17 protein-coding genes and 3 pseudogenes are annotated in these 15,890 nt (G+C 37.6%); 11 read left to right on the forward strand and 9 right to left on the reverse strand.

Annotated features, from left to right (window positions below):
* Positions 1–95: 95 nt before the first annotated feature.
* A complete protein-coding gene (locus BK120_RS23370; protein WP_076269916.1) occupies positions 96–350 on the reverse strand; it encodes a type II toxin-antitoxin system HicB family antitoxin in 255 nt (84 codons plus the stop codon).
* Positions 351–507: 157 nt separating this feature from the next.
* Between BK120_RS23370 and BK120_RS23375 the strand changes: the two genes are divergently transcribed.
* From BK120_RS23375 to BK120_RS23385, 3 genes are read left to right on the forward strand one after another with little or no spacing between them, the layout of a single operon-like run.
* Entirely contained in the window at positions 508–1,278 is a 771-nt protein-coding gene (locus BK120_RS23375; protein WP_179089879.1) for a LytR/AlgR family response regulator transcription factor, read from the forward strand.
* A 59-nt stretch (positions 1,279–1,337) separates the two neighbouring features.
* Positions 1,338–1,982, forward strand: a complete 645-nt coding sequence (locus BK120_RS23380; protein WP_076269918.1) for a hypothetical protein — start codon at positions 1,338–1,340, stop codon at positions 1,980–1,982.
* 55 nt (positions 1,983–2,037) lie between these two features.
* On the forward strand, positions 2,038–3,639 hold the full coding sequence (locus tag BK120_RS23385) for a sensor histidine kinase (protein WP_076269919.1): 1,602 nt from the start codon (positions 2,038–2,040) through the stop codon (positions 3,637–3,639).
* A 199-nt stretch (positions 3,640–3,838) separates the two neighbouring features.
* Here BK120_RS23385 and BK120_RS36070 read toward each other — a convergent pair whose 3' ends face one another.
* Complete coding sequence (locus BK120_RS36070; RefSeq protein ID WP_256710996.1) at positions 3,839–3,967, reverse strand: hypothetical protein; 129 nt, start codon at positions 3,965–3,967, stop codon at positions 3,839–3,841.
* 151 nt (positions 3,968–4,118) lie between these two features.
* Here BK120_RS36070 and BK120_RS23390 point away from each other — a divergent pair, with 151 nt between their 5' ends.
* The 5 genes from BK120_RS23390 (at position 4,119) to BK120_RS35500 (ending at position 6,020) form a co-directional block, all read left to right on the forward strand.
* Positions 4,119–4,670, forward strand: a complete 552-nt coding sequence (locus tag BK120_RS23390; protein WP_076269920.1) for a hypothetical protein — start codon at positions 4,119–4,121, stop codon at positions 4,668–4,670.
* An 18-nt stretch (positions 4,671–4,688) separates the two neighbouring features.
* On the forward strand, positions 4,689–4,949 hold the full coding sequence (locus BK120_RS23395) for a hypothetical protein (protein WP_083682352.1): 261 nt from the start codon (positions 4,689–4,691) through the stop codon (positions 4,947–4,949).
* 150 nt (positions 4,950–5,099) lie between these two features.
* The gene (locus tag BK120_RS23400) at positions 5,100–5,576 is read left to right on the forward strand and encodes a hypothetical protein (RefSeq protein WP_076269922.1); all 477 of its coding nucleotides are present in this window, start codon (positions 5,100–5,102) and stop codon (positions 5,574–5,576) included.
* Positions 5,577–5,589: 13 nt separating this feature from the next.
* Complete coding sequence (locus BK120_RS23405) at positions 5,590–5,805, forward strand: hypothetical protein (RefSeq protein ID WP_076269923.1); 216 nt, start codon at positions 5,590–5,592, stop codon at positions 5,803–5,805.
* Between the two features lie 65 nt (positions 5,806–5,870).
* Positions 5,871–6,020: a hypothetical protein gene (locus BK120_RS35500; protein ID WP_179089880.1), complete on the forward strand. Its 150-nt coding sequence runs from the start codon at positions 5,871–5,873 to the stop codon at positions 6,018–6,020.
* Between the two features lie 10 nt (positions 6,021–6,030).
* On the opposite strand, the gene BK120_RS23415 is transcribed toward BK120_RS35500, so the two are convergent.
* The 7 genes and pseudogenes from BK120_RS23415 to BK120_RS23445 form a co-directional block, all read right to left on the reverse strand.
* The gene (locus tag BK120_RS23415) at positions 6,031–6,372 is read right to left on the reverse strand and encodes a hypothetical protein (RefSeq protein ID WP_076269925.1); all 342 of its coding nucleotides are present in this window, start codon (positions 6,370–6,372) and stop codon (positions 6,031–6,033) included.
* Positions 6,330–6,812, reverse strand: a complete 483-nt coding sequence (locus BK120_RS23420) for an ATP-dependent DNA ligase (RefSeq protein ID WP_179089881.1) — start codon at positions 6,810–6,812, stop codon at positions 6,330–6,332. The genes BK120_RS23415 and BK120_RS23420 overlap by 43 nt, the downstream gene beginning before the upstream one ends.
* 324 nt (positions 6,813–7,136) lie before the next feature.
* Positions 7,137–7,583 (reverse strand): annotated as a pseudogene (gene cobA / locus BK120_RS23425) (uroporphyrinogen-III C-methyltransferase); the annotation flags it as partial.
* The gene (locus BK120_RS23430) at positions 7,580–8,443 is read right to left on the reverse strand and encodes a formate/nitrite transporter family protein (RefSeq protein WP_076269927.1); all 864 of its coding nucleotides are present in this window, start codon (positions 8,441–8,443) and stop codon (positions 7,580–7,582) included. The gene BK120_RS23430 and the pseudogene cobA, both read right to left, overlap by 4 nt.
* A 13-nt stretch (positions 8,444–8,456) precedes the next feature.
* Positions 8,457–8,771, reverse strand: a complete 315-nt coding sequence (gene nirD, locus BK120_RS23435) for a nitrite reductase small subunit NirD (RefSeq protein WP_076269928.1) — start codon at positions 8,769–8,771, stop codon at positions 8,457–8,459.
* 13 nt (positions 8,772–8,784) lie between these two features.
* Positions 8,785–9,438: pseudogene (locus tag BK120_RS23440) on the reverse strand (nitrite reductase large subunit); the annotation flags it as partial.
* A 612-nt stretch (positions 9,439–10,050) separates the two neighbouring features.
* Positions 10,051–10,959 (reverse strand): stage II sporulation protein P, encoded by a 909-nt coding sequence (locus BK120_RS23445; protein ID WP_076269929.1) that lies wholly within the window; start codon positions 10,957–10,959, stop codon positions 10,051–10,053.
* A gap of 659 nt (positions 10,960–11,618) precedes the next feature.
* Between BK120_RS23445 and BK120_RS23450 the strand changes: the two genes are divergently transcribed.
* The 3 genes and pseudogenes from BK120_RS23450 to asnB all read left to right on the forward strand — a co-directional run bounded on the left by BK120_RS23450 (position 11,619) and on the right by asnB (position 15,861).
* Positions 11,619–11,948 carry a four-helix bundle copper-binding protein gene (locus tag BK120_RS23450; protein ID WP_076269930.1) on the forward strand — a complete coding sequence of 110 codons (330 nt, stop codon included), beginning with the start codon at positions 11,619–11,621 and terminating at the stop codon, positions 11,946–11,948.
* 167 nt (positions 11,949–12,115) lie between these two features.
* Positions 12,116–13,249, forward strand: a pseudogene (locus BK120_RS36520) (transposase).
* 761 nt (positions 13,250–14,010) lie between these two features.
* The gene (gene asnB, locus BK120_RS23460) at positions 14,011–15,861 is read left to right on the forward strand and encodes an asparagine synthase (glutamine-hydrolyzing) (protein ID WP_076269931.1); all 1,851 of its coding nucleotides are present in this window, start codon (positions 14,011–14,013) and stop codon (positions 15,859–15,861) included.
* The last annotated feature ends 29 nt before the right edge of the window (positions 15,862–15,890 follow it).

Genomic DNA, 15,890 nt, shown 5'->3' on the forward strand with positions numbered 1-15,890 from the left:
TGGGCCTCTTTGTTTTTATCTGTCGCACTTCATATTACAATCCGTCATAAAAAAAAACGCTCCCTGATAGCTACGGGAGCGTAATTTAACTATCCTTATACGGCTTTTTGAAGTTTCTCATTGTTCTCCGAATCTGTTTTTTCATTAACTTCAACGAAAAACACTTTGGATATGAACCTTGATTTTACGGGCTTTCTTTCTTGTTCCATTTCTATGAGATCCTTAGCAAGATCCAGAGCTTCTTCTTCGGTATCCCCAACTGCACTTAAACGTAGTTCAGGTACGTATGCAGTAAAATTATTTGATCCAAAATCCGCTTCAACCAATATTGTATATCGGGTCTTCATCATGAGATATTCCTCCTGGTGGGTGGTTTCGTAATTGAGATTATAGTCCTATTATATATCCGAATTTAGGGAAATTGGACTACATCCGTAAATGGTCTAAAGTTCGTCTTATGTGGTGAAAAGAATGTCGAAATGTGTCGTTAGAAATGAGGCTGACGCTTTGAATAGAAAATTATCCGTAATTATAGCTGAAGATCAGGAGGTAATTAGGAGACTTTTAGAAAATTATGCAAAACAGCTTGATTTGAGGGTTGTAAGTTCAATCGGATCAGGTGATTGGCTTGTTGAAGACTGCTTACAATTTGAACCCGATTTATTGTTTTTGGATATTGGGTTACATGGTATAGATGGTATTGCAGCTTATAAGAAAATTTTAGAGAGTGGTCTATCGCCGTATTTGATTATGATCTCTGGAACGCAAGATTTGAAATTAGTACTAGAGGGAATGGCAATGAATTGTGTTGATTTTGTCCCCAAACCCGTGACATTTGACAGGATTAAATCAGCCGTTGAAAAGGCACGAATAATGATTGAAAAAGATCTGGTCTATACGAAGACTCCTACAACCAAAATAATACAATTGAAAAGTAATTATCGAACGATTTTCATTAATGAAAACAATTTCTTATATGCAACGAAAATAAAAGGTGAGCATAAGACGATTGTTACTGTTGATGGTGGTAAAGATACAGGTATAGAAGCTAGTAACTCTCTAACAGACATTCAAAGTCAATGCTCAGAACATATTTTTTCACCGAACCAGTCTAGCTTGATTAACTTGAAGTTTATTAAATATGCATATGCAAGTGAGAATTTATTTGGGACGTATGTTATTCAAATGACTGCTAATAATGTTGAGTTTAATTTAACTCGTAGAAAAAGAAAAGAGTTTGAATCACTATACGCAAAATATCAATCTGAAATTAGATAATATTAAAAATGAACCATTTCATCATGTAAATCAGCATAGTGAAGACTAGGAGAATCCGCATGGAATTGACGAAGATATTAGAAAATACTAAAAGTGAAATACGTTCTGCATTTCTAGGAACATTGTTTCGGTTCGATTATTTTGATGATAATCTACATTGTTATTGGTACGATGGGCCAACCATTCAGCAAGTAGAATATTACTTAAATCATTTATTTCCTATGGATAAAGTGCTTAGTCCGTTCTTTATAGCTATCAAAGTAAATAAAGGGTTAGATTTGTTGAGCACTACGGATAAGTTGTCTATAAGATTATTCCGGAGTACTTCATTGGAAAGAAGAAACACTATCGAGATCGAATTAAAGAAACAGGGTATAGATACAGTCTTGGATTACGAGATGAATGGAATGGAGCAATTATTAATTGATCAAAATCAGTTAAGTGGCTACATTCTGCATCAAAAGGGAAAGCATTATTTTCTTAAAGAAAATACGAATAATGTATTATCTTTCTGGAGCAATTCTAACGTAGTCAGATATGGGAAATCTTATAAATCAATGACCTCTGATCAAAAATTAATCATTACTGTGCTATTTCAAATATACGGTCAATCACGTGTAATGGAATTATTGGCTGATGATGAGTTTACATTAAATGAAATATTCGAATCTGCTGCATACGTAATGTTTGGTGATGGATCATAGACAAATATCAATTACAACTATTACGAGATCGTGTACATAATGGAGGATCATTTCAGTGGGTACCCTACGTAAAGTGCAAAAATTCAAGGTGTCTCTTTCTGCTCTATTGATCTTTATGTTTCTGTTTATTATTACAAATATTTCTTATTTGTTCTTGACGAAAGATGCGTTAATCTCTGAAGCAAATAAAAGGTTAGATGTACAAGCTGAATATGTAAGGCAACATATAGGACAAATTAAAGAAAGCGATGCAATAATCCAACATGTTGAGAACTCACATATGACGAAAATAATGCAGATTATTGTGAAAAAATTAGGTACAAGTTTTAATCATATAAGTGAAGAGAAACTTGAAATGATAGCAGAAGAATTTGAAATTGATTTATTAGCAGTATACCGTCGAGATTTCTCTGATGGTATTTTTGTAAATATATCACCTGACCTCCCCAGGAATCTCCAACTTAATGAAGGTTTAACTGTAAGGAATATAAATGATCAATCACATTTTTATTATCGATCTAAGATGAATGACTATGTATTACAAATCAATTCAAAATCAAATGTACCTGCAGACGTTTCGGAAAGGGTTAGTGAGCATATTGCAAAGCTTCATAATAACCCTGTGAATTTGTATAAAGGTGAACCACTTACATTAGAGTTCATCTTAACTGAAACAACAAATAGGAATTTCACTGCTATCGAAAGGATGGTAGCGAAAGGATCTTATAAATTTGCAAACAAAGCTGATATTGATTATGTGAAAGATGTAACCAGTTCTGGCGAAAAAAAATTTTATGTTGAAGAAATTCAAGGCAATCAATATGAGAAGTATTTCATGCCGCTTGAATTCGATAATGGAAGCTATGTTCTTTTTTTAGTATCTGATTATGATCTATTGGAGCGGGTGACATATGACCAAGTGATTAAATATGTTTATGTAATAATTTTAAGTTCCGCCTTATTTCTAATTTTATGCTATATCGTTTATCGGGTATTCATATATGGAAGAGAGCAAGTATTAATTACAATTGAGTCATCATATAAGGGCAGCCTGGATAGTTTATTCCAGTCATTAAGATGGCAAAGACACGACTTTAACAATCATATGGCTACCGTACACGCGCTTGTCAGTATGAAGGAATATGACGATTTGATAAAGTACACATCAAATTTAGTAGACGAGGCCACAACGATTAACGATATTTTAAACATAAATTGTCCGCCGATAATGGGACTTATACAAGCAAAAGTTGCTTATGCAGCGACTAAAAAAATTGATTTCTCTTTTAATATGCTTGATTTTAGGGACATAAATATTAAGCATATTAAGGAGAGTGAGATTGTCTCAGTATTAGGAAATTTGATTGATAATGCTTTTGAGGCTGTACTTGAAAATACGAATTTAGAATTGTCAAAAGTAAAAGTTAGTGGCAGTACGGATGGGAGAACACTTACATTTAATGTGTTTAATAATGGACCAGAAATTTCGGATCGATTAAGACGTAGAATATTCGAACCAGGATTTACTACTAAGAAAACCGGTACAGGGCTTGGTTTGCAAATAATTGGCCAATTAACAAAGAAGTATGATGGGGAATTAACTTTAGATTATTCCAATGAGGAGGGAACTCAATTTACCGCTGAGTTTTCATTATAATCATTAGTTGTTACAACTGTTCATGTTACGATTCCAGGATTAGCCCTGGGAAGTAAGTATTGTGAGGGATGATACTGAGAAAAAAGTGCAGTCTGAAGGAATGGAATACGCAGAGCGCGTCAGTGGTACAAGTTCCTGCTCATATCAATGCGACAGTATAGGCACACAAATAAGAGATATCCGTTAACTCGGACATCTCTTATTTTGATTTTTTTGTTTTTCTTTTTTTAAGGGATAACCCAGCTTCTTTAGCATATGAAATTGCATCTTTACCGAAATTCTTTTTATCTGTTAGTGACCATTTAGAATATGGCTTGGTAATGGACATTGAAATACATCCTTCCATTTTTAAGAATATGTGTTTAGTATGGACAAACTTTCAGCATAATATCCGCCTCCCTCCACATAAAAATATATTAGTAGTCCTGGAACAGAGGAACTCCGTTCCTACGTTAATAATAGAAAGGGTGTCTGAGACCATGAAAGAGAATAGAGGAGGAGCAGAGCAAAAACGTAAAACTCGATCTGACAAGAAGGTCGCAGTCGCACCAAATATAAGTGATAATTACCGGGTTTGGATACATCGGTTAGCTCGCAGGTTAGAAATTCCAGAGGGTGAGGTTGGAACTAAACTGGTCAAAGCAGCGCTTGATGATGAGAAATGTATTGAGTTTTTTAGGACTTATTTCCATCGGTCGTATCGTATCCATGAGAATCATATTATGTATCCATTATTTAAGCCCGCTAATATATATGATTATTTGGATATGGATATGGATACGGATCGGCATAGTCGATTTAAGCTTAAATTTTCTAAATCAATTGCAGAGCAACTGACTGAGTTTCAAATAGCTCTGGGTATTTCATTTTTTGCTCATGGTGTAAAGGCATTACTTGAATATTCATTATCAGAGCCAAGGATTATACAAAAAGTTGTTCCAGGAGTCGAGTTCCCGGAACCAAAAAAAACGCTATCCTCAGAGAATGTTAATATTAATCCTAACCCTAATGTATGGAGCATTTTTAAATAAGAGAGGAGGGAGATTAAGGTGGGTATTATTCGTAAGTTTATTGATCCATATCTACATTATCGATCGCTTCTAATTGGTTTAAAACGAAATGATTATAATAAGCTCCAAATGATAGCGGATGATCTTAATGAGCATGTCAAAGGAGATTATGAGTTTACGCCTGAGATAATAGCATCTCGAGTCATGAAAACATTCATTGATGAAGCATATGCAGACAGCACGAAAAGGATAGTTAAAGCCATACTTCCAGAAACAGCAGCAGTTCGTCGTCGTCATTAAAAAAAATAAAAAGATATAAACATTCGAATCCGCGATTATCGCGGCTTTTTTGTTTTTAATGAGAGGTTAGGCCAACCATACTGTTCTCACCAGGTCAGGTATCCAAAGTCCTGCAGGTTGATGTATTATCATAGTTACGGGGGTTGAGAAATGTCAGATTGGTATCTTGAAGCAATTGACGGCACAGAGCATAAGGCTTCATTCGTGAAGGCTACAGCAGCCGATGCAAAAAATATGAAATGGACCTCAGGCCTGTCCTGGTTGAAGGAAGTGAAAAACATAACCCGCTCCGTCTACAAGTTGGTGGATAAAAGTGGGACAATCTTAGGTGGCTTATCAATTAGTGATGAGGACGATCACATATTCATTCATCTTGTAGAGTCCGCTCCTCATATGCGTAGTGGTGTAGTCCCTCCACGGTATTATGTTAATATTCCACGGCTGCTCATTGGATTTGCTGGTAAGACAAGCATTGATTTGGGATACGATGGATTCCTGGCTTTGACGCCTAAGACGAATAAGCGCGATTACTTCGCGACTCAGTTCAATGCGGTTCCTGTTTATGGACGTAACATGGGTATCTATGGTGTTGTTTCAAGTAACCTAGTTGGGTTATACTATAAGTAAAGGACGTGATCTTATGACAACTCGTAAAGTCTTGCCTGGTGTACAAAACGCTGATGGACAACTTATACGGGTAACCGTTGGAGCAACTGGTGTTAAAGAAGCTCGGATCATTGATCCTGACGGTTCACTCACAGTTCCCGGCGGTCATACTGATAATTCCAAAGCGGCAATGTCCGAGTTTATTCGTAAATGTAAAAGTGGCGAAATTGAAATGCCTATACCTCGATAGCATGACTAAGAAGCACTCACAATATGTGGGTGCTTTTTTATTTTGTCTTAATGAAGGCAATATCTATGTATCTAAATCTAACGGTAGTCGTTAAGACAGTGCGTCAGCTGCCCTACACCACTATGTCGGCGCGCGTTCGCGAGAAGATGGTTGCGAAAGCTGTCCGCCTGACAAGAGAGTTAGACGCTCCACTGCACGTAAGATGGCACAACTAAATAAATCATCTTACGATAAAATAAAATCTACAAATATTGGGGTCATTAAATTCCCGCTTCTCAATAATCCCCTATGCTTTACCTTGCACTTAATCAATGGCTGTATCCATACAATATCTTTCGATTCCTTGGTTATGATTGTTTTTGCAATTTGATAAAAAGCCTGTTTATGTTCAGGTGAAGCACCAAATTCCATCAAGCCTACATTCGCGAACTTACCATCATCCGTTGGTGTTGCAATGTACCATCCATTTTTATTTTTTCGATACCCAACAATATAACAAATATCGTAACGCCAGTTAATTATTTTTACCCATACGTCTTTTGGACGAGCGCTCGGCTGCCCGTCCATAGAATAATACCTTGAATCTTTGGACTTAGCCACCATACCTTCAAGTTCAAATTGTTTGATTTTTTGAAGAGATCAATACCTTTTTCTTGAATGTAAAATAATTGGTTTAAATGTGGTTGATTAACGATCACTTCATCTAACAGATGCTTTCTTTCTAAGAGAGGCATATTCATAACAGACTTTCCACGGTGCTTTAGTATATCGAAAACAATGTATGTAATCGGATTTGCACTAGCTGCAATTTCTGTTCTTTTCGAGGTATTAATTCTCTTCATTACAGCTTCGAAATCTTCTTTTAGAGGATCCTCTGGATAATAGCACACAATTTCACCATCAAGTAAGGTTCCTTTATTGATCTCTAACCTTTCAATCTCCGGTAATCGAATTAATGTCGTTAGAATGTCTGGTATATAAAACTTTTTTTGAGTCGGTGTAGTCATATAATAAACGAACACCATTTCCTTTAGGCTCAAATAGAAAATCAGGATCATCGAATGGATCAGATCGAACATCTAAAAGCATAGGTGGGGTAAACGTTTATATTCCTTCTTTCTTTCCTTTTTACTTAGGATTCACGTATTAATAATGAATATACTTAAAATGCGATAATGACTCTGACTCTGAATTGATCTTAATGATTAGGGGTGTCGATCTTCTAATGACTGCACCACACCAAACACCACACCCAACCCAACATCCACTTATCGTCTTGAACAGGGGTGTTGTGTTATGCTTCTCATAAATGGAATTGGAGGGAATAAACTGCCGGTCACACAAGCGAAGGAAGCTGCATAATCGTGATGCGTGATAGGAATGCCAGCAGCAGCGGCAGCGCCGATTGCAGATGTAATTCCTGGAATGATCTCGTAAGGAATTCCCTTTAGTGCAAGCTCCAACGCTTCTTCACCGCCTCGTCCGAAAACAAACGGGTCTCCGCCCTTTAGGCGGACAACCCTTTTACCTTCCAATGCATATTCAATTAGCTTCTCATTAATGAGATGCTGTGGCAACGCATGAATGCTAGGTGACTTGCCGCAATAGATTAATTCTGCATCAGGACGTGCGTATTCAAGTAATTTTTCATTTACAAGCCGATCGTACAAAATAATATCGGCTATCTGTATACGGCGCGTTGCTTTGACAGTAATAAGCTCGGGATCACCAGGACCAGCTCCAACAATATAGACGATTCCATTGGTAGTTTTATTCATTTGATACTTCTTTCCGAAGCGGCCACAACCGCTATTTTTGATGATTCCGTATGACGCTTCGTTACTGAAGCAGAGCTTTTTTTTCTATGAGATAGATATAAGAGAATACCAGTAAACATAGCACCGCCAATAAAGTTTCCGACCAATACCGGAATTTGATTCCAAAGCCACCAGTCTGCCATCGTTACGTCAGCACCAAGCATCATGCCCGCTGGGATCACAAACATGTTGATGACCGCATGCTCGAAACCTTGTGCAAAAAAGGTTAATATAGGCAACCACATTGCAAGTATTTTTCCGCCAGTAGATTTAGATGTCATCGCCATGACTACGCCAAGTGTCACCATCCAATTGCATAGCACAGCCTTAATGGTTACAAGAATGATACCGTCAAAACCCATCTTCTGGTAACCAAGAGTTTTTGACTCGCTTAACTGAATAAGCATTTGTGCTAGTGGGTTGCTCATATCAGTGCCCATCTTCGTTATAGTCATCCCATAGAGGATAGCGTATAATCCACAACCGATTAAATGGCCTAAGATAACCCAACCATAATTAGCTATCATGCGGGAGATCGTTGTTTTGCGTTCAAGGATGGATAATGGAATGAGTGCAAACGTGCCAGTTACGAGCTCAAGACCTAATAAAACGATAATGACGAAGCCGACTGGGAAAATAATTGCACCAGTGAGTCCGACAGTGGTCTGAGTAACAGCTGTGAAGGCAAGTGTTGTTGCAAAAGATAGAATCGCTCCCGCGAGAAAACCGCGAACGACCATTTGAAACGCGCTTAGGTTAGCTTTCGTTGTTCCGGCATCAATCATGCCATCCAGTACTTCCGCTGGCTTTACATATGACATATACCATTCCTCCTTATAGTTTTATATAAGTAGAGCCGCTTATGTGGTCGATTTCTGTTTTAAAGGTTCTAATGCATCCGTCATCGGGCTCTTGCACACTGCCGCTCCTTAGATCAATCTTCCAATCATGAAGCGGACAATGGATGGTTGAACCACAAACCATACCCTCAGACAGCAATCCGCCTTTATGAGGGCAGCTGTTTTCTACGGCGAGTACACTTCCGTCTGTTAGTCGGAACATGGCGATATCGATATCGTCTATTTTAATTCTGCGAGAGCCTTTCACATCAATATCGGAAAGGTTTGCTGCCAATAGCTTCATATTCATAGGTATACCCCTCCTATAGTTGTACGGGCTGCGCGCCAGGCAACTGCTCGAAATTTTTAAGTAAGTCTTCATTCTCGACGATTTGTTTCCAAGGGTCAGTCGTTAAACTGAGCGTTTTCTCAATGCGGCCTACAAGGGCGAGTCGTTCTTCACGGTTCTCGAGCGCTTTCTTAATCGGAGCAAGGCCTATACGCTCCACCCATTGTGCGGTACGCTCATTCCACGTCGCATTTTCACGGTAATATTGTAAAAATGCAGATGACCATTCCATAACCTCATCTTCGGTTTTTACAATGCAGAGAAGGTCAGTAGCTCTTACTTTCACGCCGCCGTTACCAGCGATATGAATTTCCCAGCCTCCGTCGATTGCCACGATACCGACATCCTTGATCGTAGCCTCCGCACAGTTGCGGGGACAGCCGGATACCGCAAGCTTCACTTTGGCAGGTGCCGTCAAACGCTCAAACGCTTTCTCCAACTGAATGCCCATACTCATAGCATCTTGTGTGCCAAATCGGCAAAAGGTTGATCCGACGCAGGTCTTTACGGTACGCAGCGTCTTGCCGTAAGCGTGACCGGATGGCATATCCAGCTCTTCCCATATTTTCGGGAGATCCTCTTTTTTGACGCCAAGCAGATCGAGCCTTTGTCCACCGGTGAATTTAACCTCTGTAGGAATGTCTGCTGAAGTAATTGGAGCCATAGGGACTGTAGGTAGTTGCATATTCATGAGGCATTATCCATGGTTAATTGTCATCCTTTTATGTTTCTGTGATATAAGTGGGGAACTGGTTTGTCTCTATTTTTTATAATCAAGCTTAATGGAACAGAGGAGGAGGAACATATAAGGAGATGCGTACGATCGAGTTTCTAAAAAAGATCAAAATCCTGAGAGTCGACTGGTTAAGTTGTAAGGATTTTAAACATCTTCAGTATCAGGTTATGCGTTTAAAGTTTCGAAACGGATAATTAATATACAATGATGCACTTAATCAACGAGATCGAGACTATACTGAATCGTATGCAAATGGAAATATAAAACTCACTCACTTGCTGATATTGTTTGTTTGGATGACGAGACGTTGTTTGATTTGAGAAAATCCTGTGTCCGACTTTGGTTAGTTTCAAAGATTGCTTGCTTATAAAGCCGAACAAGAGTAGAAAAAGAAAGCTGAGGAAGTAATAGGTTTTGGAGTTTACTCAATCTACTTTACAGTCTCCTAAAAGAGCTTTAGTTTTTATGGATTTTACAAATGCTCTTTTAGCTATATGATTAAAGTCAAATAGATGGGCTTGAGTTTTTTGACGAACGTGAACTATCTTCTAACCAAATATCCTGAATGACAGCTGCCAATACTTCTATTGTACGGTAACTCTCTTCCAAACTGTTTTCAACGCCGCCTATTTCAATTAATGCACTATTACTAGAGAGCGACTGATTGTATTCTCCGTTTCCGCTTGTTTTATCTTTTTGATAGATTCCTTTTGACAGATTAGGAACTTTTTTATTTAGTCCTTCTTGAATACGGCTTGCAAATTTCATGTTTTTTTCCCAGTTTAGGTGATCGGTTCCTACAACAAAATAGACTTGAGCATAATTCTGATTTTTATATTGGATGGTAGTTTTATCACGGTTTTGAGAATCACGATGTAAATCAAGCAAATACTTTGTATTTTCATGCATTTTTAGTTCTTGGATAATTGTTTTTTTTGAGTATGAATAAGATTTAGCATAATTGAAATTATTAATGCGGGTTGGATAATCTATTTTGGAATGAATTACTGGGATTTCACTTGACAACAATTTGTTTCGAAGATAACTACCTAATAGTGTAACATTTAATTTTTCATCAAAGGCTTCGTCTGCTGTTTTAATATTGTCTAATTCAGTTATCCAAGACTCACGATTATGGGAATGATAGATAATAATTTGCGGTAGATTTTCAAAGGAAGTAGACGAAAGTGTCTCTTTCTTTGTTATTGTAGTTCTCTTATTATCATTGATAATCATACTTACCTCTTTTTCACCTTTTACTATTTCATTCTTTATGCTCTTAATTTCTTGACGTGGTTGGATTTCTTCTATAGAGGGATTAGAAGCTTTAGTCGTCATTATTCCGTTGGATATAACATATGTAGCAGAGAAAAGGAAAGCAAATGAAATTAAGTATGATCGTATATGTGACATAAAGACCTCCTACTAAATCTATTTAAATTATGATAGAAGATATAGATATTAATAGGTTATAAAACGAGATAAAAAAGTAGAACAGCGTATGGAAAAAACAAATTCGATTAGCAGATAGCTTGAAACGAAATATAACTTTGGACACATATGGTTAGCCAAGTACCGACAATTTGAAAACGGGTCGCTTGCAAAATAGAGAAAGTCCGTCAATTAGAGTTGAAATTGAAAAATAAAAACTGAACGAATGCCGATCTTCAATAAGTAATTGGAACCATTAAATAGGAGTTGCACAACTTCAGCAAATAAGAGAACAAAGATCAAATTGTTGAAAATTATCTCTCCGAGGTTCGAATGGAGAAGATTGAAAAATCATGTATGTTTCTATGAGTAATTATTACAAATGGAAGCATGCTAAACCAAGCGAACAGGAACTACAAAAAGCCGTGGTGCCACAGAACAGCCCAATCAAGTATGGGTAGCAGACATCACCTACGTTCTCTGTCGCGAAGGATGGCTTTTCCTCATAATATAGTGCTCACTTTCATAAATGTGTTTAAAATCCTGCTTAATGGGTAATTACTACATAACGTAGTATTTAATTCTCTGTATATCATGGAGTTGCTACTACTAAGATTAAGTAAAATGAAGGAGGAAAGAAAATGTCTCATGAGAAATATCAGCAATGTATTGATGAATGCTTGAAATGTATGGTGACCTGTAACCATTGCTATGATGCTTGTTTAAACGAAAGCAACATTGACATGATGAAAAATTGTATCCGACTTGATCGCGAGTGTGCAGATATCTGTGCATATGCTGCCAAAGCAATGTCACAGAACAGTACGTTTGTTAAAGAAATTTGTAAACTATGTGCTGACATATGTGAAGCATGCGGACAAGAGTGTCAAAAGCATTCAAGTGATCATTGTAAGAAGTGTGCAGAAGCCTGCTTTAAGTGCGCCGAATCTTGTCGAAGAATGGCAGCATAGTTTTTTAATATAGAAAATAAAGGGGCTGTCCCAAAAGAACTGAATGAATAACCTAAGGGCCAGCTCTGTTTTTCGTTTAAAACAAAACAAATAGAAACCGTTCTTTGGTAAAATGGAGGTGCGACCCACCATTTACGAAAGGAACGGTTTCTTTCATTCAATATACTATGGACCAACTTTGCCTGCCAATGTATTTGGAGGAAGACAATTCAAAATCATCTCATTCGTATCGTTAACGCAGCTGTCAATCACAAAGGTTACAGAATTATTACGCTACCTATCCCGGTGGTGGTCGAAATGGCTACCATCCCAAAATGCTAACCAAAGTTATTATCTACGCGTACACGCAACGGAATTTCTCCTCCCGTCAAATCGCTAAGGCAGTTCGTGAAAATGTGATGTTCATGTGGATTTCAGGTCGGCAAGGACCAGACTTCCGTACCATTAACCGGTTCCGTTCTGAGCGAATGTAAGATGTATAGGAAACGCTCTTCACTGCCGTACTGCAGTTTCTAGCGGAAGAAAAATACGTGAAACTCGAGCATTACTTTGTCGATGGAACGAAAATCGAAGCAAATGCCAACGGCTTTACGTTTGTCTGAGGGAAAGCGGTGGTGAAACACAAGGCGAAGCTGCAGGAGAAAGTGAAAACGCTATTTGCTACCATCGAAAAAATAGAGAAAAAGAAGAGCAGGAACATCGCGGTCAGGATCTACGCGAGCTAGGCCAACATGCAGAAGTCACAAGTGACAAGCTGGAGAGCGCGGTCAAACAATTGGAAGAAAGACTACAAAATAAACCGAAAGACAAGTTCCTTAAGAAAGTGGTTCGCTTACTCCGCAAAGACTTGCTTCCTCGTCTTCAAAAATATGAAGAACACCCAGGCACGCTAGGAGATCGGAATACTTTAGCAAGACCGACAAAGATGTACCGTTCATGGTGATGAAAGAAGACCATATGCGTAACGGTCAGCTTAAGCCTGGTTACAATGTATAGATTGGGAAAGAAAATCAATTTATTGTTACAGCTTAACCAACGTCCTACGGACACTCAGTCTGAGATACTTGCGCTACAAGCAGCAGGTGCGGGAACAGCTGCGTAGCGAGGAAGGTTATGCTCTGTCGGTGAGACGAATGATTGAACCCGAAGGTGTATCTGAGGAGATGAAGAATAACCGGGGATTCCGGCGATTCCTGCTTCGCGGCTTGCCAAAAGTAAGCCTAGAGGTCGGGTGGCTTTCGCTTGCGCATAATCTACTTAAGCAAGCAGCCATAGATCAGAACAGAAAAATAGCGGTATAGGAATAGCCCCCTGTACCACTATTTTCTCATATTTTCGAACATTTATGTTCAAAGCTAGCTATCTTTCCAGCGAGCGTACTACTTTTGGGACAGCCCCTTTTTTGTCATAGGAGAACAACTATAATTTATTTATACATAAGAATAAAACTTTATACTTTAACTCACTGTATAATATACAACAAGAAAGCACTTATTCATTCAACAGAGTCGCTTTTTACAACCTTCAATATATCAGAGGAGTGTACATTCGAATTTTTTTGTTTTTTTCCCCCCTCTTAAATGCTCTATGACAGACGCTCACCTAACGAGTCAAAGACTAAATATCCTCATGAATCACTTTCACTGTTCGCCGACTGGATTTCGATACTGTAAATAGTTTTGCTGTGTCGGCTATCGATAATTCAGGAAATAAATGTGAGACCAATTAAGTAGAGAGACTTCATAACAAGGACAAGAAATAAATGCACAATACAAAACAGACTGTTCCGCTTTACTTACCTCGCATACAGACTTCGATATTATCATTTCTAAAAGAAGATCATCCAACAGTCCGCAAGGATGGATAACGGTGACTTTTTTCTATACCTATAATTTCATCAGATAAAATTTTTCTAATATTCAATACAGTTGCATCTTCAATTAATTAATACTACAATACGTAGTATTAGACAATAAACTACATGATGTAGCATTTAATTTTGTCTAAACTAGTAAGTTGTTAAGTATAATAATCGGGAAAGCCAGGGAAGAGGTAAACAATAATGTCCGGAATTGTAGGCATTTTATTTACTGACGAGAGTAAACCATTAAGACAAATGTTAAATGAAATTAGCAAAATGGCATATAAGGTTGAACACCGGGGTCCTGATGATTCTGGATTCTGGTCAGATGGAAAGGTAGCTTTGGGCATTCAGAGACAATCCATTATTGATTCATATGAAGGTAATCAACCTTTGAGTAACGAGAGTGGATCCAATTGGATTGTATTTGATGGTGAGATCTATAACTATAAGGAGATTCGACGTCATCTAGAATTTAAGAACCATCGATTTAAGACGCAATCCGATACTGAAGTAATAGTACATTTATATGAAGAATACGGTTCAGCAAGTATTTACATGCTTAGAGGAATGTTTAGTTTTGCCATTTGGGACTGTGAAAAGCAACTTTTGTTTGCAGCGAGAGATCATTTTGGGATAAAACCTTTCTATTACTTCCACAATGAAGAGAAATTTGTGTTTGCATCGGAAATTAAAAGTATTTTAACAGTCGATGGGATAAATACTGGTTTAAAGTATCACAGTTTATATAATTATCTTTCTTTTCAATGTCTTCCACAGCAGGATACGATGTTTGAAGGTATCAATAAACTAAATCCTGGGCATACGTTAACTGTTCATTGTGGTAGAGTGACACTAAACACATATTGGAACCCTATGTTTGAACCTTATGATAAACCAATTGATGTATATATAGAAGAAATTCATAGTAGATTATCAGATTCCGTTAAGCACCACATGCTTAGAGATGTTTCTATTGGAGGCTATCTATCTAGTGAAATTGAGTCTACAGCTTTAGCGGCGTATATGAGCATGACTAAGCCTATTAAAACCTTTTCTGTTGGTTATGAGGGGGGAAATACAGATTCCCAGCAGGTTTCCAATATAGCAAGACAGTTAGGTACACAACACTTTTCAAAAACAATAGATATGAAAGACTACTTTTCAACTGTTCCTGCTGCAATTTGGCATTTAGATGAGCCAATCGGAGATCCTACTGCAATATCTTTATTTCTTTCAGCGGAATTGGCGAAAGGGCATGTCAATGTAGTGTTATCCGGAGAAGGGGCAAATGAGCTATTTGGTGGTTTTGGTGTCTATAAAGAACCTTCAACTCTTCGTTATATCTCATGGTTGCCAATATCGTTTAAAAAGCATTTTAATAAGGCGATTAAGGCTGTGCCTTATAATTTCTATGGTAAGAATTATTTGCGAAAAGGAACAACGCCACTTGCAGAGAGATTTTTCGGGAATGGAGAATTGGTTTCAGATGATATGAAACGATATTTGGTTCATTCGAATTATTTTGAAAGTACCATTTCTTCTTTGACAAAACCATTTTATGATCAAACCGAACATTTGGATGATGTTACTCGAATGCAATATATAGATATGAATTTAATTTTGCCAGGTAACCGCTTAAACCAAATAGATAAACTTTCGATGGCTCATTCACTGGAAATAAGATTACCGTATCTCGATAAGGAAGTTTTTGAAATCGCAAGTATGATTCCTGTTAATTACCGGATTTCTAAAGGGATGACCAAATATGTATTAAGAAAAGCTATGAAAAACGTCGTTCCTGGTTCCATAGATCGTCCCCAATTGGAAGATCAGGTTCCTTTAAGCCAATGGCTAAAAACGAATCAAATCCATTCTATGTTGGATCAAATACGGGATAGTGGTATACACCCTTTTCTAAATATGGATGAAATTGAACATATAATGCTGAAACATAAAAATAACCAGGGTGACTATTCACGGATGATTTGGTTACTATACAATTTTGCTTTGTGGCATAAGATGTATATGGTCGATCTTCCTAAAAGTTGACACATACATCATGTTCATAGGAGGAACAT

Origin of the sequence: Paenibacillus sp. FSL A5-0031, assembly GCF_001956295.1 — a bacterium.
In the GTDB taxonomy this organism is placed as follows: domain Bacteria; phylum Bacillota; class Bacilli; order Paenibacillales; family Paenibacillaceae; genus Pristimantibacillus.